The sequence below is a fragment of the Pseudomonas sp. GNP014 genome (genome assembly GCF_054344005.1).
This window is the reverse complement of sequence record NZ_JBTGUS010000001.1, coordinates 3,216,429-3,242,393: the sequence shown is the minus strand read 5'-3', so window position 1 is coordinate 3,242,393 and position 25,965 is coordinate 3,216,429. Positions and strand designations below refer to the sequence as shown.

At 58.6% G+C, this 25,965-nt stretch carries 21 protein-coding genes, 1 tRNA gene and 1 pseudogene; 12 read left to right on the top strand and 11 right to left on the bottom strand.

From position 1 onward, the window contains the following. The first annotated feature begins 2 nt into the window (after positions 1-2). The 3 genes from rloB (at position 3) to pabB (ending at position 5,136) form a co-directional block, all read left to right on the top strand. Positions 3-1,538: an osmotic stress tolerance membrane protein RloB gene (gene rloB / locus ACXX9E_RS14640; protein WP_123463666.1), complete on the top strand. Its 1,536-nt coding sequence runs from the start codon at positions 3-5 to the stop codon at positions 1,536-1,538. Further along, complete coding sequence (locus ACXX9E_RS14635) at positions 1,538-2,524, top strand: alpha-L-glutamate ligase-like protein (RefSeq protein WP_123463668.1); 987 nt, start codon at positions 1,538-1,540, stop codon at positions 2,522-2,524. Before rloB ends, ACXX9E_RS14635 begins: the two co-directional genes overlap by 1 nt. 1,268 nt (positions 2,525-3,792) lie before the next feature. After that, entirely contained in the window at positions 3,793-5,136 is a 1,344-nt protein-coding gene (pabB, locus tag ACXX9E_RS14630; RefSeq protein WP_458555599.1) for an aminodeoxychorismate synthase component I, read from the top strand. A gap of 87 nt (positions 5,137-5,223) precedes the next feature. On the opposite strand, the gene thrH is transcribed toward pabB, so the two are convergent. Further along, on the bottom strand, positions 5,224-5,841 hold the full coding sequence (gene thrH / locus ACXX9E_RS14625; RefSeq protein ID WP_123463671.1) for a bifunctional phosphoserine phosphatase/homoserine phosphotransferase ThrH: 618 nt from the start codon (positions 5,839-5,841) through the stop codon (positions 5,224-5,226). A gap of 163 nt (positions 5,842-6,004) precedes the next feature. Between thrH and ACXX9E_RS14620 the strand changes: the two genes are divergently transcribed. The 3 genes from ACXX9E_RS14620 (at position 6,005) to ACXX9E_RS14610 (ending at position 9,552) form a co-directional block, all read left to right on the top strand. Beyond that, positions 6,005-6,739 carry a phosphoadenylyl-sulfate reductase gene (locus tag ACXX9E_RS14620; RefSeq protein WP_003223260.1) on the top strand — a complete coding sequence of 245 codons (735 nt, stop codon included), beginning with the start codon at positions 6,005-6,007 and terminating at the stop codon, positions 6,737-6,739. Between the two features lie 491 nt (positions 6,740-7,230). Next, a complete protein-coding gene (locus tag ACXX9E_RS14615; protein ID WP_123463673.1) occupies positions 7,231-8,769 on the top strand; it encodes an NCS1 family nucleobase:cation symporter-1 in 1,539 nt (512 codons plus the stop codon). A 54-nt stretch (positions 8,770-8,823) separates the two neighbouring features. Continuing rightward, positions 8,824-9,552, top strand: a complete 729-nt coding sequence (locus ACXX9E_RS14610) for an aspartate/glutamate racemase family protein (protein WP_458555598.1) — start codon at positions 8,824-8,826, stop codon at positions 9,550-9,552. A 131-nt stretch (positions 9,553-9,683) separates the two neighbouring features. On the opposite strand, the gene ACXX9E_RS14605 is transcribed toward ACXX9E_RS14610, so the two are convergent. Further along, positions 9,684-10,610 (bottom strand): LysR family transcriptional regulator, encoded by a 927-nt coding sequence (locus tag ACXX9E_RS14605; protein ID WP_123463692.1) that lies wholly within the window; start codon positions 10,608-10,610, stop codon positions 9,684-9,686. 126 nt (positions 10,611-10,736) lie between these two features. Between ACXX9E_RS14605 and ACXX9E_RS14600 the strand changes: the two genes are divergently transcribed. Beyond that, positions 10,737-11,483 carry a 3-oxoacyl-ACP reductase family protein gene (locus ACXX9E_RS14600; RefSeq protein WP_128614918.1) on the top strand — a complete coding sequence of 249 codons (747 nt, stop codon included), beginning with the start codon at positions 10,737-10,739 and terminating at the stop codon, positions 11,481-11,483. Between the two features lie 73 nt (positions 11,484-11,556). Here ACXX9E_RS14600 and ACXX9E_RS14595 read toward each other — a convergent pair whose 3' ends face one another. Beyond that, positions 11,557-12,252: an HAD-IA family hydrolase gene (locus tag ACXX9E_RS14595; protein ID WP_123463679.1), complete on the bottom strand. Its 696-nt coding sequence runs from the start codon at positions 12,250-12,252 to the stop codon at positions 11,557-11,559. 247 nt (positions 12,253-12,499) lie between these two features. On the opposite strand from ACXX9E_RS14595, the gene ACXX9E_RS14590 reads away from it, so the two are divergent. Next, entirely contained in the window at positions 12,500-17,287 is a 4,788-nt protein-coding gene (locus tag ACXX9E_RS14590) for an RHS repeat-associated core domain-containing protein (RefSeq protein WP_458555597.1), read from the top strand. Then, a complete protein-coding gene (locus ACXX9E_RS14585; RefSeq protein WP_186747603.1) occupies positions 17,277-17,591 on the top strand; it encodes a contact-dependent growth inhibition system immunity protein in 315 nt (104 codons plus the stop codon). Before ACXX9E_RS14590 ends, ACXX9E_RS14585 begins: the two co-directional genes overlap by 11 nt. A gap of 247 nt (positions 17,592-17,838) precedes the next feature. On the opposite strand, the gene ACXX9E_RS14580 is transcribed toward ACXX9E_RS14585, so the two are convergent. From ACXX9E_RS14580 to ACXX9E_RS14545, 8 genes are all read right to left on the bottom strand, one after another. Then, entirely contained in the window at positions 17,839-18,009 is a 171-nt protein-coding gene (locus ACXX9E_RS14580) for a hypothetical protein (RefSeq protein ID WP_185015817.1), read from the bottom strand. A gap of 121 nt (positions 18,010-18,130) precedes the next feature. Beyond that, the gene (locus tag ACXX9E_RS14575; protein ID WP_123467331.1) at positions 18,131-18,556 is read right to left on the bottom strand and encodes a glycine zipper domain-containing protein; all 426 of its coding nucleotides are present in this window, start codon (positions 18,554-18,556) and stop codon (positions 18,131-18,133) included. Positions 18,557-18,689: 133 nt separating this feature from the next. Next, a complete protein-coding gene (locus ACXX9E_RS14570; RefSeq protein ID WP_123467333.1) occupies positions 18,690-19,058 on the bottom strand; it encodes a bacteriocin in 369 nt (122 codons plus the stop codon). A gap of 323 nt (positions 19,059-19,381) precedes the next feature. Next, on the bottom strand, positions 19,382-19,570 hold the full coding sequence (locus ACXX9E_RS14565; protein WP_123467335.1) for a hypothetical protein: 189 nt from the start codon (positions 19,568-19,570) through the stop codon (positions 19,382-19,384). A 323-nt stretch (positions 19,571-19,893) separates the two neighbouring features. Then, the gene (locus ACXX9E_RS14560; RefSeq protein WP_123467337.1) at positions 19,894-20,214 is read right to left on the bottom strand and encodes a YbjQ family protein; all 321 of its coding nucleotides are present in this window, start codon (positions 20,212-20,214) and stop codon (positions 19,894-19,896) included. Positions 20,215-20,319: 105 nt separating this feature from the next. Then, the gene (gene cysC / locus ACXX9E_RS14555) at positions 20,320-20,931 is read right to left on the bottom strand and encodes an adenylyl-sulfate kinase (protein WP_458555596.1); all 612 of its coding nucleotides are present in this window, start codon (positions 20,929-20,931) and stop codon (positions 20,320-20,322) included. Between the two features lie 114 nt (positions 20,932-21,045). Beyond that, positions 21,046-22,506 carry a hypothetical protein gene (locus ACXX9E_RS14550; RefSeq protein ID WP_458555595.1) on the bottom strand — a complete coding sequence of 487 codons (1,461 nt, stop codon included), beginning with the start codon at positions 22,504-22,506 and terminating at the stop codon, positions 21,046-21,048. Between the two features lie 251 nt (positions 22,507-22,757). Beyond that, positions 22,758-22,847, bottom strand: a tRNA-Ser gene (locus ACXX9E_RS14545). 295 nt (positions 22,848-23,142) lie between these two features. Here ACXX9E_RS14545 and ACXX9E_RS14540 point away from each other — a divergent pair. The 3 genes and pseudogenes from ACXX9E_RS14540 to ACXX9E_RS14530 all read left to right on the top strand — a co-directional run bounded on the left by ACXX9E_RS14540 (position 23,143) and on the right by ACXX9E_RS14530 (position 25,878). Further along, a pseudogene (locus ACXX9E_RS14540) lies at positions 23,143-23,833 on the top strand (crotonase/enoyl-CoA hydratase family protein). Between the two features lie 217 nt (positions 23,834-24,050). Continuing rightward, complete coding sequence (locus ACXX9E_RS14535) at positions 24,051-24,773, top strand: 1-acylglycerol-3-phosphate O-acyltransferase (protein WP_123467344.1); 723 nt, start codon at positions 24,051-24,053, stop codon at positions 24,771-24,773. 133 nt (positions 24,774-24,906) lie between these two features. Further along, entirely contained in the window at positions 24,907-25,878 is a 972-nt protein-coding gene (locus ACXX9E_RS14530; RefSeq protein WP_123467346.1) for a magnesium and cobalt transport protein CorA, read from the top strand. Positions 25,879-25,965: the final 87 nt, after the last annotated feature.

The window sequence follows — 25,965 nt, the reverse complement described above, 5'->3', positions numbered from 1 at the left end:
CCATGCGTTCTCTAACCTTCCACCTGAAAATCCTGATCACCATTCTGGTGTTGCTGGGCGTTTCGGTTACGGCCTATCAGATTTTCGTGCTCGGGATTCCGGTGACCGAAGACGCCACCGACGACTTGTGGAACATCGACGCCAAGGTCGAGTTCGTCGCCAGCACCAAGGATCCGGTGAAGATCCAGATGTTCGTGCCGCCCCTGAGCCGCGACTACGTCAGCCTCAACGAAAGCTTCATCTCCAATAACTATGGCGTCGCCGTCAACCGCGTCGACGGCAACCGCAAGGTCACCTGGTCGGCGCGCCGGGCCAAGGGCAACCAGACCCTTTATTACCGTCTGGTCCTGACCAAGCGCTACACCGCAGAAAAAACCAAGATCAAAGGCCCGACCTTCCGCGACAGCATCGCCATCGAAGGCCCGGAAAAAATCGCCGCCGAAGCCCTGCTCGCACCGATCCGCCAGCACTCGGCCGACGTCGAAACCTTTATTGGCGAGGCGATCAAGCGGGTCAACAACGTCAACGACGACAACGTCAAACTGCTGCTGGCCGGCGACCCGTCGACGCCACACAAGGCGAAGATCGTCGAGTTGCTGCTGTCCATCGCCCACGTGCCGGTGGAAAAAGTCCACACCATCCGCCTCGTTGCCGATCAACCGCAAACCCCGGAACTGTGGCTGCGCAGCTTCAACGGCAACGACTGGCTGTACTTCAACCCGGAAACCGGCGAGCAAGGCCTGCCGACCGACCGTCTGCTGTGGTGGACCGGTGACGAGAACCTGATCACCGTCGACGGCGGCAAGAAAGCCAACGTGACCTTCAGCCTGAACAACAGCGAGATGAACGCGATTCGTCTGGCCAAGCTGACGGATGAAAACACCGACGCCAACTTCCTCGAATACTCGCTGTACGGCCTGCCGCTGCAGACTCAACAGACGTTCATGATCATGGTGATGATCCCGATCGGCGTGCTGGTGATCCTGATCCTGCGCAACCTGATCGGCCTGCAGACCCTCGGCACGTTCACCCCGGTGCTGATTGCCCTGGCCTTCCGCGAAACGCAGCTGGGCTTCGGCATTCTGCTGTTTACCGTGATCACCGCGCTGGGCCTGTCGTTACGTTCGTATCTGGAACACTTGAAGCTGCAAATGCTCCCGCGCCTGTCGGTGGTGCTGACCTTTGTCGTGGTGTTGATCGCGGCCATCAGCCTGTTCAGTCACAAGCTCGGCCTGGAGCGCGGCTTGTCTGTTGCGTTGTTCCCGATGGTGATTCTGACCATGACCATCGAACGCCTGTCGATCACCTGGGAAGAACGTGGCGCCAGCCATGCGATGAAAGTGGCGATCGGTACGTTGTTTGCCGCCTCGCTGGCACACCTGATCATGACCGTGCCGGAGCTGGTGTACTTCGTGTTCACCTTCCCGGCGATCCTGCTGATCATGGTCGGTTTCATGCTGGCGATGGGTCGCTATCGCGGCTACCGCCTGACTGAACTGGTGCGTTTCAAGGCATTCGTCAACAAGGCTGATCACTGATGTTCGGTTTCTGGAAGACCTGGAAGGCTCTGGAGGCGCGGGGCATCATGGGCATCAATCGGCGTAACGCCGACTACGTGCTCAAGTACAACAAGCGCAGCCTGTACCCGATCGTCGATGACAAGATCATCACCAAGGAGCGCGCCATCGCAGCCGGCATTCATGTGCCGGAGCTGTATGGCGTGATTTCCACGGAGAAGGAAATCGACAAGCTCGACGCGATCATCGGCGGGCACAATGACTTCGTGATCAAGCCGGCCCAGGGTGCCGGCGGTGACGGCATCATCGTCATCGCCGACCGCTTCGAGGGCCGCTATCGCACGGTCTCGGGCAAGATCCTCGCCCACGAAGAACTCGAGCACCACATCTCGAGCATTCTCACCGGTCTGTATTCGCTGGGCGGTCACCGCGACCGTGCACTGATCGAATACCGAGTGACCCCGGATCAGATCTTCAAAAGCATCAGTTACGAAGGCGTGCCGGACATCCGCATCATCGTGCTGATGGGCTACCCGGTGATGGCCATGCTGCGCTTGCCGACCCGCCAGTCCGGCGGCAAGGCCAACCTGCATCAGGGCGCCATCGGCGTCGGTGTCGATCTGGCCACCGGCCTGACCCTGCGCGGCACTTGGCTGAACAACATCATCAACAAACACCCCGACACCACCAACGCGGTGGATGGCGTGCAACTGCCCTACTGGGACGGTTTCATGAAACTCGCCGCCGGCTGCTACGAGCTGTGCGGGCTGGGTTACATCGGTGTGGACATGGTGCTGGATCAGGAGAAAGGCCCGCTGATTCTGGAGCTGAACGCGCGGCCGGGACTGAATATCCAGATCGCCAACGATTGCGGGCTGACCCAGCGTACGCATGCGGTCGAGGCGCACCTGGAAGCGCTGAAGGCGCGTGGGGTGACGGAGTCGGTTGAGGAACGAGTGGCGTTTACCCAAGAAATGTTTGGGCATATTCCTGCTGTGGAAGGCTGAAAAGCCCCTCACCCTAGCCCTCTCCCAAAGGGAGAGGGGACTGACCGAGGTGGATGCTGGAAATACGCCGACCTGAAAGTCTTGAGTCGAACTCAGGCTTTGAAAAGCATGAAGATCTGTTCCCTTCCCCCTCGCCGCACTGAGGGAGAGGGGACTGACCGAAGTGGATGCTGGAAATACACCGACCTGAAAGTCTTGAGTCGAACTCAAGCTTTGAAAAGCATGAAGATCTGCTCCCTTCCCCCTCGCCGCCTTGAGCGAGAGGGGACTGACCGAGGTGGATGCTGGAAATACGCCGACCTGAAAGTTGTGAGTCGAACTCAAGCTTTGAAAAGCATGAAGATCTGTTCCCTTCCCCCTCGCCGCACTGAGGGAGAGGGGACTGACCGAAGTGGATGCTGGAAATACGCCGACCTGAAAGTCTTGAGTCGAACTCAAGCTTTGAAAAGCATGAAGATCTGTTCCCTTCCCCCTCGCCGCCCTGAGGGAGAGGGGACTGACCGAGGTGGATGCTAGAAATACGCCGACCTGAAAGTCTTGAGTCGAACTCAGGCTTTGAAAAGCATGAAGATCTGTTCCCTTCCCCCTCGCCGCACTGAGGGAGAGGGGACTGACCGAAGTGGATGCTGGAAATACACCGACCTGAAAGTCTTGAGTCGAACTCAAGCTTTGAAAAGCATGAAGATCTGCTCCCTTCCCCCTCGCCGCCTTGAGCGAGAGGGGACTGACCGAGGTGGATGCTGGAAATACGCCGACCTGAAAGTCTTGAGTCGAACTCAAGCTTTGAAAAGCATGAAGATCTGTTCCCTTCCCCCTCGCCGCACTGAGGGAGAGGGGACTGACCGAAGTGGATGCTGGAAATACGCCGACCTGAAAGTCTTGAGTCGAACTCAGGCTTTGAAAAGCATGAAGATCTGCTCCCTTCCCCCTCGCCGCCCAAAGGGAGAGGGGACTGACCGAAGTGGATGCTGGAAATACGCCGACCTGAAAGTCTTGAGTCGAACTCAAGCTTTGAAAAGCATGAAGATCTGCTCCCTTCCCCCTCGCCGCCCTGAGGGAGAGGGGACTGACCGAGGTGGATGCTGGAAATACGCCGACCTGAAAGTCTTGAGTCGAACTCAGGCTTTGAAAAGCATGAAGATCTGCTCCCTTCCCCCTCGCCCCCTTGGGGGAGAGGGCTGGGGTGAGGGGGTAGGCTTTTGATTTTGATCTGACAGCGGAGAGGACTACAATCCCTACCCCGCCTCGATGGCCGATCTGCCCCGCCCATGTTGACCTGTTCCGTACACCCGCTGCCTTACCGCGCCAATCCCGCCGACTACTTCGCGGCCATCCGTCATGCCCCCGGCGCCGTGTTGCTCGACAGCGGCCGGCCGAGTGCCGACCGTGGTCGCTATGACCTGCTCAGCGCCTGGCCGCTGGCACAACTGGCGGTGTTGCCCGACGAAAGCGGCAGCGTTTTCCTGCAACGCCTGCGGGACAATCTGACTCGTCTGGGCCAGGCGCAGCTGCCGGCGGAATATGAGCTGCCGTTCGCTGGCGGCCTGATCGGCTATCTGAGTTACGACTTCGGCCGGCACCTGGAACAGCTGCCCAGCCAGGCCCGGGATGATCTGCAACTGCCCGACGCACGCTTCGGCCTGTACGACTGGGCGCTGATCAGCGATCACCAGACCGCCACCAGCCAACTGGTTTTTCACCCGTCGTTGGCCGACAGTGAGCGGCAACGCCTGATCAGCCTGTTCAGTCAATCGGCCGCCGCCACGCTGACGCCGTTCAAGCTGAACACGCCGATGACCGCCGACCTGTCGGCCGATGACTATCGCCAGGCGCTGGAGCGCATTCATCAATACATCCAGGCCGGCGACTGCTACCAGGTCAACTTCGCCCAGCGTTTCCGCGCAACCTGTCAGGGCGATCCGTGGCTGGCTTATTGCGCTTTGCGTGAAGCCTGCCCGACGCCGTTTTCCGGCTTCCAGAGCCTGCCCGACGGCGGCGCGGTGCTGAGCCTGTCGCCGGAGCGTTTCGTCAAAGTCAGCCAGCGCCAGGTCGAAACCCGCCCGATCAAAGGCACCCGCCCCCGTGGTCTGACGCCCGCCGAAGACGCGGCCAATGCCGCCGAACTGCTGGGCAGCCCCAAGGATCGCGCCGAGAACCTGATGATCGTCGACCTGCTGCGCAACGACCTCGGCCGCACCTGCCGCATCGGCTCGGTGCGGGTACCGGAGCTGTTCAGCCTGGAAAGCTATCCCAACGTGCATCACCTGGTCAGCAGCGTGACCGGTGAACTGGCGCAGGATCGCGACGCTCTGGACCTGATCGCCGGCAGCTTTCCCGGCGGCTCGATCACCGGCGCACCAAAGATTCGCGCAATGCAGATCATCGACGAACTGGAACCGACCCGGCGTGGATTGTATTGCGGGTCGCTGTTGTATCTGGACGTGCGTGGCGAGATGGACAGCTCCATCGCCATTCGCAGTCTGCTGGTCAAGGATGGGCAGGTGTGTTGCTGGGGCGGCGGCGGGATCGTGGCTGATTCGGACTGGCAGGCGGAGTATCAGGAGTCGATAACCAAAGTGAAGATCCTCCTGGAAACCCTGCAAAACCTCTAAAAGCTATCGCGAGCAGGCTCACTCCTGCATTTGGAATGCGTTCCCTTGTAGGAGTGAGCCTGCTCGCGATGGCGTCTTTTCAGACGACTACAAACTCAACTCTCTGTTAGAAGCTTTGAGGAATTCCTGCTTCAACTCGGCAAACGTATGCACCGCCGGAAACTGCGGGAACTCCCGGATCACGTTGTCCGGCGCGTGGAACAGAATCCCGGCGTCCGCCTCACCCAGCATGCTCGTATCGTTATACGAATCCCCCGCCGCAATCACCCGGTAGTACAGGCTCTTGAACGACAGCACCGACTGACGCTTGGGATCTTTCTGACGCAGTTGATAGCTGGTCACCCGCCCGCTGTCGTCAGTGATCAGACGATGGCAAAGCAAGGTCGGGAAGCCCAGTTGTCGCATCAGCGGCTGGGAGAATTCGTAGAAGGTGTCCGAGAGAATCACCACCTGAAAGCGCTCGCGCAGCCAGTCGACGAATTCCACCGCGCCGTCCAGCGGCTTGAGCGTGGCGATCACTTCCTGAATATCCGAAAGCTTCAGACCGTGCTCGTCGAGGATGCGCAGACGCTGTTTCATCAGCACGTCGTAATCGGGAATGTCCCGGGTGGTGGCCTTGAGGGAGTCGATTCCGGTTTTTTCGGCAAAGGCGATCCAGATTTCCGGTACCAGTACCCCTTCAAGATCCAGGCAAGCAATTTCCACAAGACACTCCCGTTTGTATTGATTATTGAGTCGAGCGAGCCCGAACTCTAGCGACTCCCCCGCCACGGCGCAACGCAGCGACCACCCCGTACCCCGCCGCTTTTTGTTAACATCGCCGCCATATAGAGCGCCCAGCGCCACCGACCTGTAGGAAGCCGCCCTGATGAGCCCAACGTTCGACGTCGTGGAACTCGCCACGACCTATGCCAACAAATCCGCGCAGGACATCCTGAAACTCGCGTTTGCCGAGTTCGGCGACGAGCTGTGGATATCTTTCAGCGGCGCCGAGGATGTGGTGCTGGTGGACATGGCCTGGAAGCTCAACAAGAACGTCAAGGTGTTCAGTCTCGACACCGGCCGCCTGCACCCGGAAACCTACCGGTTCATTGATCAGGTGCGCGAGCACTACAAGATCGACATCGAACTGGTGTCGCCGGACTACACGAAACTGGAACCGTTCGTGAAGGAAAAAGGCCTGTTCAGTTTCTACAAGGACGGCCATGGCGAATGCTGCGGCATTCGCAAGATCGAGCCGCTGCGCCGCAAATTGTCCGGCGTCAAAGCCTGGGCCACCGGCCAGCGCCGCGACCAGAGCCCGGGCACCCGCAGCGCCGTGGCGGTGCTGGAAATCGACACCGCGTTCTCTACGCCAGAACGCACCCTGTACAAGTTCAACCCGCTGGCACAGATGACCAGCGAAGAGATCTGGGGTTACATCCGCATGCTTGAGCTGCCTTATAACAGCCTGCATGAACGCGGCTTCATCAGCATCGGCTGCGAACCCTGCACCCGTCCTGTGCTGCCGAACCAGCACGAACGCGAAGGCCGCTGGTGGTGGGAAGAAGCGACGCAGAAAGAATGCGGTTTGCATGCGGGGAATATCATCAGCAAGGCTTAAATCCCTGCCTAAATGATCTCCCCTACAGTGCTGTGCGGAAACCTCAAGAATGTGTACACACAAATGTCACCGTCGGTGCCATTTATGTGTGCACTTTTTTGTTTCCACGCCCTGAAAAGTTACATCCCGCCTGAAAATCCTTTCTCGTCACTCGCTGGCGAAATCCCCCGCCAAAAATAAATACCTGTTCATTCGGTCAATTTTTAACCACTTATTTTCAAACACTTAGCGCTTGTCGATAACTTTTCGAAATGAGCACTGCTACGCATAGATCGCTAATTGGCACAGATCTGGCTTTAGTGCATACATGTTTTGTATACAAAACTGCAAAACATGACCCCACACTTTCGATCCGCAAGCCTGAAGCGCCCTATCCCGTACAGGCTGCAGATGCCCCGTAACCAGTGATGTTTGCTGGCCGCGACGAAGATTTGTCGAGCCCCGGGCTCATGCACAGTCATCGCGGCCCCGTCCATCAGGAGCCTGCCGGAATGCGTACAAGTCTCTCCAACAACATCGCGCTGAATCTGCCCGCCTCTGCCCTCGATCAGCCATTGCCCGACGATGGCCTGACCGAACCGTTACAACTGAGTCCCCGCCTGCACAACAGCGATCTGGCACCGACCCGGGCCGAAGGTCGGCGCTGGGGCAAATACAGCATCTTCGCCCTGTGGACCAACGATGTGCACAACATCGCCAACTACTCGTTCGCCATCGGACTGTATGCGCTGGGCCTGGGGGGCTGGCAGATTCTGCTGTCGCTGGGGATCGGTGCGGCGCTGGTGTACTTCTTCATGAACCTGTCCGGCTACATGGGACAGAAAACCGGGGTGCCGTTTCCGGTGATCAGCCGGATCAGTTTCGGCATCCACGGCGCACAGATTCCGGCGCTGATCCGGGCGGTGATCGCCATCGCCTGGTTCGGAATCCAGACGTACCTGGCGTCGGTGGTGTTTCGCGTGCTGTTGACGGCGATTCACCCAGGCTTCGCCGAGTACGACCACAACTCGATCCTCGGATTGTCGTCCCTGGGCTGGGTATGTTTTGTAGCGATCTGGTTCGTGCAACTGGCGATCCTCGCCTACGGCATGGAAATGGTTCGTCGCTACGAAGCCTTCGCCGGGCCGGTGATTCTGCTGACCGTCGCCGCCCTCGCCGCGTGGATGTATACCCAGGCCAATGCAACCATCGCCTGGTCGATCCGTGAACCACTGACCGGTGGCGAAATGTGGCGCAACATCTTTGCCGGCGGCGCGTTGTGGCTGGCGATCTACGGCACGCTGATTCTCAACTTCTGCGATTTCGCCCGATCCTCGCCGTGCCGCAAGACCATCAAGGTCGGCAATTTCTGGGGCTTGCCGGTGAATATTCTGGTGTTCGCGGCGATCACCGTGCTGCTGTGTGGCGCGCAGTTCCAGATCAACGGACGGGTGATCGAGAGCCCGACTGAAATCATTGCGTCGATTCCCAACACATTCTTTCTGGTGCTCGGCTGCCTGGCGTTTCTGATTGTCACCGTCGCGGTGAACATCATGGCCAACTTCGTCGCCCCGGCGTTTGTCCTGAGCAATCTGGCGCCAAAGTACCTGACCTTCCGCCGCGCCGGGCTGATCAGCGCGACCATCGCCGTGTTGATCCTGCCGTGGAACCTCTACAACAGCCCGTTAGTGATCGTGTACTTCCTCTCCGGCCTCGGCGCCCTGCTCGGTCCGCTGTACGGAGTGATCATGGTCGACTACTGGCTGATCCGCAGAGGCCGGATCAACGTCCCGCAGTTGTACAGCGAAGATCCCAACGGCGCTTATTACTACAGCCGCGGGGTGAATATCCGTGCCGTGGCGGCGTTCATTCCTGCGGCGCTGATCGCCATCGTCCTGGCGCTGGTGCCGGGTTTCCACAGCATCTCGCCGTTCTCCTGGCTAGTGGGCGCCGGCATTGCCGCGATGCTCTACCTGATCATCGCCCAGCGTCAGCCGCACTACGCCGACGTCAGCGGCGAAGCCATCGCCGTCGACAACGTCAGCCATTAACTTCCTCGCGGCCCGGTTTTCGGGCCGCAGAACTGCCCGCTATAAGGACTTCCCATGCGCATTCTCGTGGTCAACGTCAACACCACCGAATCGATCACCCAGGCCATCGCCCGCTCGGCTCAGGCTGTCGCGTCACCCGGTACGGAAATCATCGGCCTGACACCGTTCTTCGGCGCCGACTCGGTGGAAGGCAACTTCGAAAGTTACCTGGCTGCCATCGCCGTGATGGATCGGGTGATGTCTTACGATCAACCCTTCGACGCGGTGATTCAGGCCGGCTACGGCGAGCATGGCCGTGAAGGCTTGCAGGAATTGCTTAACGTGCCGGTGGTGGACATCACCGATGCGGCAGCGAGTACGGCGATGTTTCTCGGCCACGCCTACTCAGTGGTGACCACTCTGGATCGCACGGTGCCGCTGATCGAAGACCGGCTGAAGTTGTCCGGCCTGTGGGACCGCTGCGCATCGGTGCGGGCCAGCGGTCTGGCGGTGCTGGAACTGGAACATGAGCCGCACCGCGCACTGGAAGCCATCGTGCATCAGGCCGAGCTGGCGGTGACGCAAGACAAGGCCGAAGTGATTTGCCTGGGCTGCGGCGGGATGGCCGGGCTGGATGAGCAGATTCGTCGCCGCACCGGGGTGCCGGTGGTCGATGGCGTAACGACGGCGGTGACCATTGCTGAATCGCTGGTGCGGCTGGGGTTGTCGACGTCGAAGGTGCGAACTTACGCGACGCCGAGGCCAAAAAACATTGTGGGCTGGCCGGGGCGGTTTGCTCGCTAGACCGCGTTATCGTTCATCGCAGGCAAGCCACGCGCCCACAGGGTTCGCGTTGTTCACCATTATGTGAACGACAAAGAACCTGTGGGAGCGTGGCTTGCCCGCAATGGCCGCAACTCGATCAAAAGCCAAACTCAGAAAGCACTGAACCGCCGAGCCAACCCTCGCTCCGCAAACTGCTCAATCACAAAATCGACAAACGCCCGAGTCTTGCCCGGCAACAATTTATGTTCGGCGTAGTAGATCGAAATGTTGCCGTCATCGATGTACCAGTCCGGCAGCACGCGCTGCAACGTGCCCGCCTCGAGGTAACCCACGGCAAACGGCATGCTGACCAGCGCGATCCCCAGCCCTTGTGCTGCCGTGGCGCAGGCGGCTTCGGAGTCACTCATGGTCATTCGCGTTTTGAGGGTCAAGGGCTGGCAGAGCTGACTGCCGCTACTGATCAACTGCCAGGAGCGCACCCGGCCGGTTTGCGGCGAACGAATCAGGATCCCATCGTGACGTTGCAGGTCATCAGGTTCGACGATCGCCTCGTGCTTTTGCAGATAGTCCGCAGACGCCACCAACACGCGATGCGCGGGTGCCAATTTGCGTGCGACGACACCTTGGGGCAATTCGAAGCCCCCGCCAATCGCCGCATCGAACCCCTGCCCGATCAGATCGACCTGACGGTTATCAAAATGCCAATCAGGGTTGATCGCCGGAAACCGACGCAAAAACTCTTGCAACAACGGCACGATGTACAAGCGCCCGAATACCGTGCCCATGCTGACTTTCAACGTCCCCGCCGGCAGTCCCTCCACACTCGACAGATTGGCCACCGCATTCTGAATCGTCGTCAGGCTGCCACTGACCTGGCTCAAAAACAGCTGACCGGCCTCGGTCAGCGTCAGGCTGCGTGTACTACGCTGGAACAGCCGTACACCGAGACGCCCCTCAAGCTTCGCGACACTCTTGCCGACGGCTGCGGGGGTCAGGCTCAAGCGCCGCGCGGCCTCGGCAAAACTGCCGACTTCGGCGCTGCGCACGAAGCATTCGATACTGCTGAAGGTTTCCATGATCGCCACTATAAACTTCTGGTTTACACAGACTATAGCAATCAGGGTCTACACGGTTGTCGATGCGAGGCCGATACTCGGCTCCAACACCAAGGCATTCCGCCTTCAACTTTCTGGAGATCGAACATGACCACTCAACTCCTCAGCGGCAAAGTCGCTCTGATTCAAGGCGGTTCCCGTGGCATCGGCGCTGCCATTGTCAAACGTCTGGCCGCCGAAGGCGCTGCAGTCGCATTTACCTACGTCAGCTCCACCGCAAAAGCCGAAGAACTGCAGAACAGCATCACCACCACTGGCGGCAAAGCCTTGGCGATCAAGGCTGACAGCGCCGACGCCGCCGCCATCCGGCATGCCGTCAACGCCACTGTCGAAGCGTTTGGTCGCCTCGACATCCTGGTCAACAACGCCGGCGTACTGGCCGTAGCCCCCCTGGAAGATTTCAAACTGGAAGATTTCGACCAGACCGTGGCAATCAATATTCGCAGTGTCTTCATCGCCTCCCAGGAAGCCGCGAAACATATGGGTGAAGGCGCACGCATCATCAACATCGGCAGCACCAACGCTGACCGCATGCCCTTCGCCGGTGGCGGTGTGTATGCCATGAGCAAATCGGCGCTGGTCGGTCTGACCAAAGGCCTGGCACGTGATCTTGGCCCTCGCGGCATCACCGTCAACAACGTGCAGCCCGGCCCGGTCGACACGGACATGAACCCGGCGCACGGTGACTTTGCCGAAAGCCTGATTCCGTTGATGGCTGTCGGTCGCTACGGTAAAGCCGAAGAAATCGCCAGTTTCGTCGCTTATCTGGCAGGGCCCGAAGCCGGCTACATCACCGGTGCCAGCCTGACGATCGACGGTGGTTTCGGCGCCTGATCCTTCTGAGTCGCCGGTAAAAAAACGCCGCCCCTCCTACAACAGAGGGGCGGCGTTTTTGTTCACAGCCTGATCAGGCCCAATCCAGCGCCGGCAAGCCACAGGCACTCGGCGTGAACGCTTTCAACGACCGGAGAATCCCGTCGGCGTGGGCGTATTTCTCATCGGCCATGGCGGCATCGGGAATGGCGATGGCAGTCATGCCCGCCGCTTTGGCGGCGGTCACGCCGAACGGTGAATCTTCAAACACCAGACAATCTTCCGGCGCGACCCCCAGGCGACGGGCCGCCGTGAGGAAAATATCCGGTGCCGGTTTGGCCGCACCGACTTCCGGATCGTCCGCTGTCACAATGAAGTCGAACAGCGCGAACCAGTCGCGGTGCAGCGTGGTTTTCTGGCCGAACGACTGACGCGAGGAACTGGTGCCCACGGCGATCGGAATGTTGTGCGCCTTGAGGTGACGAATCAGCTCTTGCGCGCCCGGCATGGCCTGGGCCTTGGGAAAACGCTCGCGCATCAGTGGCTCGCGGATCAGCAGAAACTCTTCGGCGGAGATCGGCAGATCCAGCGCCTGCACCACGTAGTTCGCCAGATCGTTGGCACCGCGACCAATGATGTTCTGTTTAACGCTCCAGTCGAAGGTTCGCCCGTAGCGTTCGGCAATCAACGAGGTGACCTCGGTGTAAATGCCCTCGGTGTCCAGCAGCAAACCGTCCATATCGAAAATCACGGCCTTGATCGGGCCGAACGTCTTCAGCGGTGCATTCATCATCGGATCCGTTATCAAAGACATCCCGGGCGGCAAAGGGCATGCCGCTGCTCGGATCTGATTAAAGGGTTCAGCAGCATAACGAGCACAACCGACATTGAGCAACGGGCAACGCTCTCTGCGGCGATGAACAACTCGCATTAATTTGGCGAAACGTCCTACAGATATTGCCTACTTGCCCGACTTCTTTCCCTTCTGATCCCCCGCAAAGTCCGCGCACCTCTTTCACGTGCGCGAGTGCCTGCGAATGTTCCAAACCGATCGGCTTCTGGCCCTGAACAACAGCATCGGCCTGCTGGTGGTTGCCGCCCTGAATCCGGACCGTCCGGATTTTGAAAACCTGATCCGCGAGTTTCGCCTCTGCCTCAACCACTACGAGGCCTGGGCCGAGCAGTTCTGGACCGGATCGGTGCTGGATATCGAGCAGGTGTTCACGGTCGGCAACGATGTACGCCTGAGTGCACCGATCAACCGTCGAAAGCCCATCAGTTCATCCGTGGTCATGTGCCCCGCCGCAGGCCCTCTGACCCTGGTGCATATGTTCGAAGCCGCACGCTTTGTCCCGATCGGCGATACCCCGGTGATGCTCGAACCGGTGATTGCCGAAGTCGACGGGGTGCTGAGCTTCGGCGAACCGCTGCGCCATACCATCGGCCCGAGCGGCATTCTGGAGGTGAGCGACTGCGACCGGGGCCAGCGTTATCGCATCACCTTCTTTCCCGATGTTTCTACCGCGCATGTCCGCGCACTGTATGCCTCTTATGAAGGCATTCTCGACGAGCTGGAAGGCTGGTTACGCTCGGAATGGGCAGGCTTCCAGCCACTGTGGGCGGAGTTTTCCAGCGCCGGGTTCGCTGAGCGTTATGGCCAGTTGCAACAGGCGGACTGGCGTGGATTCGAAAATGCTCTGCAGCGGGTATGGGATGACATCAAACAAGTCTTCGCCCTCCTCGCCGATCTGCAGGCCAATAGCCAAAAGCTGCTGGAGTACCTGACCGATGCCGAACTGGACGCGCTGCTGCAAGCCTCCAGCGAAGCCATTGCCAACGGCCTGCTGCTCCTCAGCGACGAACCGCTGCTGTTCATCCATCTGGCCGCGTTCACCAGTTGGCTGAAGATGTTGCCGCCGCAGCACCTCGCCGAGGTGGTGGCGGAGGTGCGGGTCGAACTGCTGATCAGTTTTCTGTTGGTGCGCGTGTCCGGCGGCGTCGGTGTGTCGCTGCGCTTGAGCAACAAAGTGCTGGCGAAGATCAAATCGCCGCGGACGCGGGAATGGCTGGCGGCTTCTGCGTTGCGCCTGGCTGAGATGACCGCCACCAGGGACTTGAACTCGCATGCAGGCGTGCTGAAACCGTTGGTGGTCAATGTGCGTGATGTGCCGTTGAAACCAACGGCGTCGATCCCGCTGAACATCCGCCAGGCTGATTCGCTGGTTTTGTCGGTGCCCAATCCGGCGCCGCTTGCGCGAGACAAGTCCCGTGGCATGAGCCGGATGGAACGCCATGAACCGCATGATGACGCCCCCGCTCAAGCGAAAAACCCCAACGGCGACAGCGCCGATTGCGTGTCGCGCACCTGCACCAATGGTTGTCCGGTGTCGATGGTCACCGGCGAAGAACTGCTGACCCTGACCGATGGCACGCTCGACGGGCTGTTGCCCTTCACTTTTACCCGTCTGTATCGCACCAGCGCAGTCGAGATCGACCTCGGCCTGGGCTTTGGCTGGAGTCATTCGCTGGCGCATCGGCTTGAGTTCGATGGCGATGTGGTGGTCTGGGTCGATCACGAAAACCGCCGCACACGCTTTCCGTTGCCCAGCGTTGAACGGCCGGCGATTCACAACAGCCTGTCTCGGGCGGCGATTTTTCTGGGGAATGAGCCGGAGGAGTTAGTCCTCGCGCTGGCCGGGGACGCGGCGCGGTTTTATCACTTTCGCGCCGGGCGGCTGACGGCGGTCAGTGATGCGTATGGCAATCGTCTGACGGTTTCTCGCGATCATCAGGAGCGGATTGTTCGTTTAGACAACGGCGCGAGTCGGTCGCTGCTGTTGCGCTATGAGCGTGCGCATCTGATCGGTGTCGAGTACCAGATTTTTCGCGAAGGTGACTGGCACACCGAACAGCCCCTGGTCAGTTACCGCTACGACGCCCAACAGCGACTGATCGAGGCAACCAACGCCGCCGGCGACAGCGAGCGTTACGACTACGACGATCAACACGTCATCCTGCAACGGCAATTGACCGGGGGCGCCAGTTTCTTCTGGGAGTGGGAGCGGTCCGGCAAGGCGGCCCGCTGCGTGCGGCACTGGGCGTCGTTCTCGCAGGTGGACACGCGTTATGTCTGGAACGACGACGGCAGCGTGGCGGTGCATTACGTCGATGGCACCGAGGAAACCTACGTCCACGATGACCGCGCACGCCTGGTGCGCAAGGTCGAGGCCAACGGTGGCGAACAGCTCAAGGCCTACGACTCCTCGGGGCGCTTGGTCGCCGAGCAAGATGCGTTAGGCGCGATCACCGAATACCGCTACGACGAGGCCGGACGGCTGGTGGCGCTGCTTGCGCCGGACGATGAGCCGACGTCCTACGAATACCGTAACGGTTTCCTGCACAGCCGTGCACGGGGCGAGGCGGTGTGGACCTGGCGGCGCAATGCCCAGGGCGATGTCACCGAGGCGGTCGATCCTGACGGCCATGTCACCCATTACCACTACGACGCCCGTGGGCGGTTGCTGTCGATCCGTTACCCGGACAGCAGCCGCCATGTGCGGGTCTGGAACGACCTCGGCCAGCTCGTTGAAGAAACCTTGCCCGACGGCGGCGTGCGGCGCTTTTCCTACGATGCGCTGGGGCGACGGACCACCACGTGCGACGAACATGGCGCTGTTACGCGTCGGCAGTGGGATGCATTGGGCCGGCTGGTTCAGACGACGGCGCCTACCGGTGCCACCCGCGCCTACAGCTACGGCGCCTACGGTCAGGTCACCGCCGAGCGTGACGAACTCGGGCGCATCACCCGTTACGAGTATAACGATGACCTGCACCTGGTCTCGCGCAAGATCAACCCCGACGGCACGCGGGTGCAGTACCGCTACGACCATGCGCAGTTGTTGCTCACCGAGATCGAGAACGAGTCCGGGGAAACATACCGCCTGGACTACACGTCCACCGGATTGATCCGACAGGAAACCGGCTTCGACGGCCGCCGTACGGCGTATGCCTATGACCTCAACGGGCATCTGCTGGAAAAGACCGAGTTCGGCGATGACGGCTCAACGCTGGTCACCGCTTACGAGCGCGATACCGCCGGCCGCCTGCTGATCAAGACCCTGCCCGACGGGGTCAAGGTCGAATACCGCTACGACCGCCTCGGGCGTCTGGTGGGCGTCGATGACGGGCAAAAACATTCGCTGGCCTTCGAATACGACCTGCAGGATCGGCTGATCACCGAGCATCAGGGCTGGGGCACCCTGCGTTACGCCTACGACGCCTGCGGTCAGCTCAAGCGCCAGCGCCTGCCGGACAACAGCAAGCTCGACTATCACTATGCCAAGGGCGGCGCGCTCACCGCCATCGACCTCAACGGCGCATCGCTGACCCGCCACGTCTACCAGTCCGGTCGCGAACAACAACGTCAGCAAGGCCTGCTGCTCAGCGAATATGCCTACGACGACCAGGGCCGTTTACTCGCCCACGCTGTAGGCCATCAGCACGCTTCGCTGTACCGCCGCGATTATGCCTACAGCGCCAACGGTAACCTCGAGCACATTGCCGACAGCCGCCACGGCCAGCGCACCTACGGTTACGACGCCCTCGACCGCCTGATCCGCGTGCGCCACTCGCGCGACGAACTGCCGGAAACCTTCGCCCACGACCCGGCCGGCAACCTGCTGATGCAGGACCGCCCCGGCCCGACACAAATCAGGGGCAACCGCCTGCTGATGCAGGGCGACCGCCATTACGACTACGACGCCTTCGGCAACCTGATCCGCGAACGCCGTGGCCGCGACCAGCAATTGGTCACCGAATACCGCTACGACAGCCAGCACCGCCTGATCGGCCTGACCCGCCCCGACGGCAAAACCGCCAGTTATCGCTACGACGCCTTCGGCCGACGCATCCGCAAAACCGTCGACGGCGTCAGCACCGAGTACTTCTGGCAAGGCGACCACCTCGTCGCCGAAAGCAGCAAAACCCAGCACCGTAGCTACGTCTACGAACCGGGCACCTTCCGCCCGCTGGCGCTGCTCGACGGCAAAGGCCCGAAAAAGGCCTGCCCGTTCTACTACCAGCTCGACCACCTCGGCACGCCGCAGGAACTGACCGACTACAGCGGCGAAATCGTCTGGTCGGCGCAATACGACGCCTACGGCAAAGTCGCGGCGATCACCCTGGCCGGCGAGGACTACCTGGACCAGCCGCTGCGGTTTCAGGGGCAGTATTTCGATGCGGAGAGCGGACTGCATTACAACCGGCACCGGTATTACGACCCGCGGTTGGGGCGGTACCTGACGCCCGATCCGGTGAAGCTGGCCGGAGGGTTGAATCAGTACCAGTACGTGCCGAATCCGACGCGGTGGGTGGATCCGTTGGGGTTGACTTGCACTCCATGCCCAGGAGCAATACAGGCTGACGGCCCATTTAGTGAGATAGTCCCCGGAGGTGGGTTAAACGCTCACGAGTCTCGAGGTGGGCATGTGATAGCGAAGCATGTAGAAAGGTCTGAAGCTCAACTGCGAGCTAGACTACAGGCAGAACCGAACATACCCATAGCATCAACATTTCCTGATCGTTTTGAAGCTGAAGCCGCACTGTCAAATGTCATGAGAAATAATCAGAAAAAAATTGATGAGTTTTTAAAAGGCAAGGCGCAGAGGTTTGTTATCAATGAGAGGGTTTCGGCTCCCGCTGGCGTGGGTATTGTGCGAAAAAGTGGCAAATTAGAGCCATTATTCAGCATCAGGTTAGTGCTTCAGCGAGAGGCGAAGTCGCCGCTCGGATACTTTATTTTGACGGGATTTGTAAATGACAAATGAAGAGTTTCCTCAGCTATTTCAATTCCTCGGAGCTTATTTTCATGAAGACTGGATGAGCGAATTTGATGTCGCTGATGACGTCGTTAAATCGTTCATTGCTGATTCTGAAGCTTGCGTAATTCTGGATGTAATAAAAGAAACTGAAGCTGTATCGGCGCTTGATCTAACAGAAGAACATATGCGAGATTTTTTATTGAAAGAGATGGGGTGCAGTTACTGTTATTGGCACGAATGGCAAGATGGAGTTACGTGGTTGAAGCATGTACTTGTGATGCTCCGCCAGCCCCCAAAAATTAATATCTAAATATTGAGGAGAGGCTGAAGTCGACGCAGTTGTTCCCTCCTGATCACAACGCCTGTGCCTGCGCATCCTCCAACCTCAATTCATCCTGCCCTAACAGACCCGCAGGCGAAGGCGATGGATACTCCATTTTTCATCGACATCATCGTCCTTCTCACAACCCATCCCAAAACGTCCAAAGGGCCTGACAGAATCCAGGCCCCGAAAATGAAAAAGCATCACTACCAGCTTGTATCAAAAGAACAAGCAATCACTGCTCATCCTCTTCCTCTTCATACTCCTCATCCAAAGCATCATCGGAATCATTCAACGGCACCGTTGCATCGTCCATCAACGACCCTGGATCCTCGTTCCCCGGATCATTGATAAACGGCAACCCGCTCGGGCCCTTCTCTTCCTTGCCTTCAGTTTCGGGAGTCATGGCAAACCTCTGCGTCTGGTGAGTGTATTACCTTCGAAAAGCCCTACAGCCAATCGTTCCAGCATCCGACCGCCAGAAACGAAAAACCCGGCGCCGGGCCGGGTTGGTTTTCGATATTCGATCAATGATGTCGGTTTTTATGTTTGTACTTATTGTGCTTGTGGCCACCACCAGAATGGGCTTTTCCGCCGTCATCACCCATGTTGTTGCCCACTGCACCACCGGCCGCGCCGCCCAAACCCGCACCGATGGCAGAACCGGTGGAGCCGCCCAGGCTGTTACCCAGCACTGAGCCGCCCGCTGCACCGAGGCCACCACCAATGGCAGCTTCGGTGCGATTGTGTTTATTCGCTCCGACCGCGCTGCCCGCCGCGCCACCGACACCTGCGCCGACCGCTGCACCGGTGCTGCCGCCGAGCTGGCCACCGACCACGTTACCAAGCACACCGCCCAGTCCGCCACCGACGGCAGCGCTGCCATCTCCGGCGGCCATTGCGCCTTGAGCGATCACTAATCCGAAAAACAGTGCAGATAATGACAAACGCATTTGAACCTCACAGTTCCCGAACCGGGACGGTATACCCACAGGGCTTATGTCAATTGGAGACATTTCCCGGGAAAACGTTCAGCCACGAAAAAGCCCGACATTGAGTCGGGCTTTTTCTGACAAGCGTTCACTCTCAGTGACGCTTGTGACCTTTGGCCAGGTTGGCGCCCACGGCACCGCCGGCAGCACCACCGAGACCGGCACCAATGGTCGCGCCATTTCTGCCGCCCAGACTGTTGCCGATCACCGAACCACCGGCCGCACCGACACCGCCGCCGATGGCAGCTTTGGTCCGGCTGCCCTTGCCAGCGGCCATCGCACTGCCCGCCGCGCCTGCGACACCGGCGCCAATTGCTGCGCCGGTGCTGCCGCCCATTTTCTGGCCGACGACATTACCCAGCGCACCACCCAGACCGCCGCCGAGCGCAGCAGTGCCTTCGCCGGCCACTGCACCTTGAGCAACCAGAAGCCCCAGAACCAGAGCAGGCAGAGTTAAACGCATGACAAACCTCACAAATCGGGATGACAAAAAAGGGCCAGGATTTAATGCCGGATGAACGCAAAAGTCCAGACGAAATCCGGCAGCCGCGCGCACTTGGCGCCGATTGGACAGCGATTCTGGAAAAGGTTTTATCGCAGGCAAAAAAAAGCCCGCTGGGGAGACGGGCTGGAGACTTGCTTTCTAACGGATGGCTTCACCCTACTTCGAGCGGCGTGAAAAGTTTGTGAAAAGCCCCCAAACACTTCAACCATCTGTAGGACGTTTCCCTGGACATACATAAAATGCAAAAAACCCCGTTCAGGACGGGGCTGTTCGCGGTCGGACTATTTTCGGGCGCGGTTCGCAACCCGGGGTAAAAATTTCGCCTTCAGCCCCTTGGGTGCCGTCGCCTTGATCTTGCCAGTCTGCACCGGGTCTTCGCCGAATCCCGACTGATATTCCGTCTGGCCGCATCGCACACAGTTGTTGAACGGGAATTCAGCGCCATCGTCTTCGATATACGGATCAGTCATACCTTCGCCCCTTCGTAATGTGTCGACACCGGCAAAAACCCTTTTGCCTGAAAAAATATCGACCTCCAAGACTTTTGAGACTAGCCGGTCATTACCGGACTTGTGATTCAGATCGGCTGATGCCCGACGAATGGCCCGCAAAAATTCAAAAAAATGGAGGGGCGCTCGCAGTTGCAGTTGAGCTATTCAGGCACTCCCGCCTCACCGCGAAGGATTCGCGAACATGTCCTGAAAAACCGGTGCCCTACCGCTTTCAGCTCTGATGATCAGTGGCTGCGGGACATGAATGGCCATGACGAAATCTACCAGGCACAAACTTCACATCAGCGCAGCTTCACCGCCGTCCCGGTCGCAAACACCACAACCATGCCGCCCTTGCCGGCCGGCATACTGATCTCGAAATCCAGCCCGACCACCGCATCCGCCTGCAACGCACGGGCTCGCTCCTTGATCTCTTCGGTCGCCTGAATGCGCGCCTCCTTCAATGCCCGCTCCAATGTCTGAGAGCGACCACCGAAAAAGTCGCGCATGCCGGCAAACATGTCCCGGATCACATTGACGCCCTGCACCGATTCGGCGCTGACAATATCCAGATAGGCGGTTATCTGGCGCCCCTCGATTGAATGGGTTGTAGTGGTAATCATCTGACCAATCCCTGTGGAGTGTGTAGAAAAAAATGGCGATCAACAAAAGCGAGCCTGTGCTCAGCCTTGCAGATCGCCACTTCAAACAACTGAAAAATGACTTCGTTATTGCGCACAATTCCTGGCTGTGGCGACGATTGCCTCAACGCAGTCTGCAATGGAGCGCTCACTTGCATCCAGAACCAGTGCGGGAGCCTCAGGCACTTCATAAGGCGCTGACACGCCCGTGAAATCAGGAATCAGCCCTGCTCTGGCCTTTCGGTAAAGCCCTTTCGGATCGAGACGCTCGCAAACATCCAGCGGCGTACTCAAATAAACTTCCAGAAAACGTTCATCACCGATGATTGTTCTGGCCTTCTCGCGACACTCACGCGTCGGGGAGATGCATGCCACCATCACCGTGACGCCAGCCTCATTCATTAACCGCGCCACTTCGGCGATTCGACGAATATTTTCCGAACGATCTTCTGCGCTGAACCCCAGATCCTTGCAAAGTCCGTGACGCACATTGTCACCGTCCAGAACGTATGCAGGCTTTCCACTCTCGATCAGCAACTTTTCAATGGAAAATGCCAGCGTCGACTTACCGGAACCGCTCAGCCCGGTAAACCAGATAGTGAAGGGCTTCTGAGCAACAACACGCTCTCGGTCGACTTGTGCAACCTGAGTCGGGTGCAGCACGATATTTTCCCGGGGATTAATTTTCTCTGTTGCCATACCTACACCTCATCTCGGGTAGAGTCTGAGTCCATACACTTCAGCCTGAGTGGCCATAGACCAACCGGCCACGCGTGGGTTGCAAATCAACCAGACATCATGCCGATTGATTATTCAACAGACCGGGTAATGGTAGAGCCAATCCAAGCGAACTCCCAACGAACCGCCAAGATGCGGCAATCTGCTCGCCTCTACGTTGATGAGCAATTTATTGTTCAGATAAAACTCCAGACCCGCTGCGCTCGCGACCACGCGTATGTCGCCGCTATAAGGAAGGCCCGAAAGGCCCACGTCCGGCTCCGGCATCCAGCGCGCTCCGTCGTTTGTCCACAGGACCAACCCGGCCTCGATATCATTGATCGGCTGAATCAACAGGGCACTCATGTCGGTGTCGCCACCATTGCCTTGATAGGTCACCACCGCCACGTGGGAATCCGTGGAAGGCGTATCCAGCGAGTAGCTGAACGCCAAAGTGCGCTGTTCCTGTGCCGAGTCATCTATTTGCTTGATCAGGCAAAGATTGCCGAGAATGGCTTCTTTACCGCCGTCCTCCAGCAACTTCGGCACGCCATAGACGAGTTCTACTCCCGCCCACTCCTGTTGAATCCTCTGCGAACGCTGGAAAGCGCTTAACCGTTCTTCCGATTTGCGATTGAACAGGCTCCTTTCGTACAACTCCGAGACGAAAGGAAAGGTATGGCCGTGGTGCGCAAAGTCCTTGACGTTCAACAACCGGACTTCATTGACTGCGCCGTAAGGGCCGAGGCAAATGTAGTCCAGCGGCTTATAAGTATTGCGCTCCAGAACCCACAACCCGCTCATGGAACTGCGACGCAGATCCCGTCCGGTCATCTGGCTTTCCCCCACCAGCATGACATCGGACGACACCGCCAGGCCTCGCGTGTAGATAGGACTGCCGGATTCCCAGATGACATCGTTGGTATCCAGGTCGATCAGTGCACCAATGTTGCTGTGGCAGGCAATTTTCTGCCCTTCGTCCGACACCCACACGTTGTGCAGGCCCGTACGCCGTTCGATCGGCGTCAGACTGACCAGCTCCAGCCCCGGATAAGTCAGAACCGCCAACAGCGAACCGTTGTGGTGACCGTGGGCGATGACATATAAGTGCCCGTCTTTTTCGAATACGGAATTGAGATGATCGCCGGTGATTTCTTCCAGCGACAAACGATCCCAGCGCACGTTGCTCAAACGTTTTTCCTGGTAGTGCCCAGGTTTTGCCAGATCGACCACCGTGATCGCGTTGCGCCCGGTGTTAGTGCAAACCACCCGACCATCAGATGCACAGAGCACCTGGTGCGGTTCCGACAGGAACGTTTCGGACTGGAAAGAGCCGTGGGAGAGGAAGCCTACTTCAGAGGTCGCGTAAGTCTGAATGTCCTTCAGTTTTACGTTATCCAGCCCTGAATGGGACAAGACAAAATCCTTGCTGCCGGGAAACCACGAAACGCCGTAGTATTCAGTGCGTTCATTCTCAAGCGGGATAACCTTTCGAGAGTGCACCTCGACCAACAGCAAATACCCTGTCGTCGCGACGACTGCAAATAGTGGTTCCACTACTTTCTACCTCAGTAATGTCAATCTCGACCCTTCGATGCAGCGCGTAACGCAGAGCCATTCGTGTACCGATTTTAACTGCTTGGTTAAATTATTCAACGAAAGCGGCCCGTGATCGGCCTGCGCCGATAGGGAGTAGAGCGACGACCTGCGGTCTCGCGGATGCTTAGACAGAAGCCCAGGGCTATTCAGGTGCGGAAAACAAGAAACCCCGACCTCTTTCGAGATCGGGGTTTCTTGAGAATCGAATTTGGCGGTGAAGGAGAGATTCGAACTCTCGATACAGTTTCCTGTATACACACTTTCCAGGCGTGCTCCTTAAGCCACTCGGACACTTCACCGTATCTCTTCAAACATGTTCTGTCTGTCGAGGCGCGCTAATGTAGTCGAAAGCTTTGCCGATGGCAAATTTTTTTTCAGAATTTTCATGCGGTTAAGAGATAACGTCGTTCGCCGCGCCGACGGGCCATGGCAAACCGGCCAATCTTCGGTAAGCGCTGCCCTTCTATATAGAAGCAGAACGGCGCGCTATACCGGATTCCCTTGCAAACGGTGACTGGCGGGTCAGTCACGGCGCTTTACCTGGCCTGCGGTGGTGGGTAACGTCTGCGCATCTTTCTTACAAGGAATAGCGTCATGAGTGAGTTGATTTCCTACCACCTCGAAGACGGTATCGCGACCCTGACCTTGAACAACGGCAAGGTCAATGCCATTTCCCCGGACGTGATTGCGGCGTTCAACGCGGCGCTGGATCAGGCAGTGACTGATCGTGCCATTGTGATCATTACCGGCCAGCCAGGTATTCTGTCCGGCGGCTATGATTTGAAAGTGATGACCGCCGGCCCGAAAGAAGCCGTGTCATTGGTGACCGCCGGTTCGACCCTGGCCCGCCGTCTGCTCTCTCACCCGTTCCCGGTGATTGTCGCTTGCCCGGGGCACGCGGTAGCCAAGGGTGCGTTCATTCTGTTGTCCGCTGACTACCGCATCGGTGTCGACGGCCCGTTCAGCATTGGCCTGAACGAAGTGCAGATCGGCGATGACCATGCACCATGCCGGTATCGAACTGGCCCGAGATCGCCTGCGGCGTTCGGCTTTCCACCGCTCGGTGATCAACGGTGAGATGTTCGATCCGAAGAGCGCGGTGGATGCAGGTTTCCTCGACAAAGTCGTCGCTGCCGAGGAGCTGCAAGGTGCCGCTTTGGCCGCTGCGCGTCAGTTGAAGAAGATCAACATGACTGCGCACAAGAACACCAAGCTGAAAGTACGCAAGGCGCTGCTGGAAACTCTGGATAACGCAATCATCCTGGACCAGGAACATCTGGGCTGATCTCTGGCCCGCAGCAACAAAGCAAAGCCCGACCGCCGTGTCGGGCTTTTTCTTGCGCACGCGGTTGAAAACGCCGTGGTAGCTCTAGGACGCGTCTGACAAGCCATTCGGAAACATGCGCTTAAACATCGGCTATCTCCGGACTCTATAGCGACAATTGCCGAAAACAGTGCACATCCGTACACTGCGCCACCTTTTGTCCCGGTGGGGCCTGAAAATGCTGTTCGTGTTTCGTATGTTATTGATGGGCCTGCACTTTATTCTGGCTGGCGTGCTCGGAGTGATCCTCGGGTTGTGCCGCCCCTTCAACCCGGACAACAGCCGGTTGTGCGCGCGCCTTTACGCCCTGCCGGCGATGTGCATTTTGCGCCTGCGCGTCAAATCCGACGTCAGCGCCCTGATGAACAAGCCGGACAGCTGCGTGATCATTGCCAACCATCAATCCAACTACGACCTGTTCGTGTTCGGTAATGTCGTGCCACGCCGTACGGTGTGCATTGGCAAGAAGAGCCTGAAATGGGTACCACTGTTCGGCCAGTTGTTCTGGCTGGCCGGCAATGTGTTGATCGACCGTGGCAACGCCCACAAGGCGCGCCAGTCGATGCTCACCACCACCCACACGCTGCAGAATGAAGACACGTCGATCTGGGTGTTCCCGGAAGGCACGCGCAATCTGGGCGAAGAGTTGCTGCCGTTCAAGAAAGGCGCGTTCCAGATGGCAATTGCCGCCGGTGTGCCGATTGTTCCGGTGTGTGTCAGCAGTTACATCAAGCACATGCGCCTGAATCGCTGGCAAAGCGGGAAAGTTCTCATACGCTCGCTGCCGGCAATTCCTACAGCCGGATTGACCATGGACGACATGCCCATGCTGATCAACCAGTGTCGCGAGCAGATGCGCGAGTGCATCGACTCGATGGATCGCCAGCTCCAGGCTGCGTGAAAAAGAAACCCGCCCCGTGCGGGTTTTCTTTTGCCGGTGAACTGTGCAGATTTCACTGACTCTCAAGCAACGACACGGCTAAGCTGAAGCCTTGTATTCCCCGTCACCTGCCAAGAAGAAGTGAACCACCATCATGGGTCGAGTTGTTGCTGCTGCGGTCTACAGCGCGGGTAAAAAAGTCTCCAATATTACGCTCGATGAAGGCGCTGCCTGGGCCGCCAAGACTGGCCATTTTGTCTGGATCGGCCTCGAAGAGCCGAACGCACAGGAACTGTCCAACCTGCAACGTCAGTTCAACCTGCACGAACTGGCGATCGAAGATGCCCTGGAAAAACACAGCCGGCCGAAGCTGGAAACCTTTGGCGACGCTCTGTTTATCGTCACCTACTCGCCTGTCCGTGAACATGGCGTCCTGCAGTTCATCGAGACGCATATCTTCGCCGGCAAGGGCTACATCATTACCGCACGCAACGGCCACTCGGCGTCCTACGCCCATGTCCGTCAGCGTTGTGAGGCGCGTCCGCTGTTGCTGGAGCACGGGGAAGATTTCGTCCTGTATGCGCTGCTCGATTTCGTGATCGAAAACTATCAACCGGTGGGCGAAGCGATCCACGCCGAGATTGATGAGCTGGAGCGCAATGTTCTGTGCAGTGCACTGAACGAGCATGACATTCAAAAACTGCATGGCCTGCGGCGCGACGTGTTGCGCTTGCGCCGCTACGCAGCGCCGATGGTGGAAATCGGCGAAGAGCTGCAGAAGCTGAGCTTTCCGTTCATCGACAAGAACATGCGCCCGTATTTTCGCGATGTGCAGATTCATGTCACACGGCAGATGGAAGACCTGACCACACTGGCGGACATTGCCAGTCAGACCATCGAGATTGGCGTTCTGCTGGAGGCCTCGCGACAGAGCGTGGTGCAACGCAAGTTTGCCGCGTGGGCGGCGATTCTGGCGTTTCCGACGGCGGTGGCGGGGATTTACGGGATGAATTTCCAGAACATGCCGGAGTTGAGCTGGCATTACGGCTATTTCGGCGTGCTGGGGTTTATCGCTGTGGGGTGTGTGGGGTTGTGGGCGAGTTTCAAACGATCCGGGTGGTTGTAACTGGGACCGCGCTGTCCGGACAATTAGCGAGCAGGCTCGCTCTCACATTGATCCTTGTCGATACGAAGATCCAAGTGGGAGCGAGCC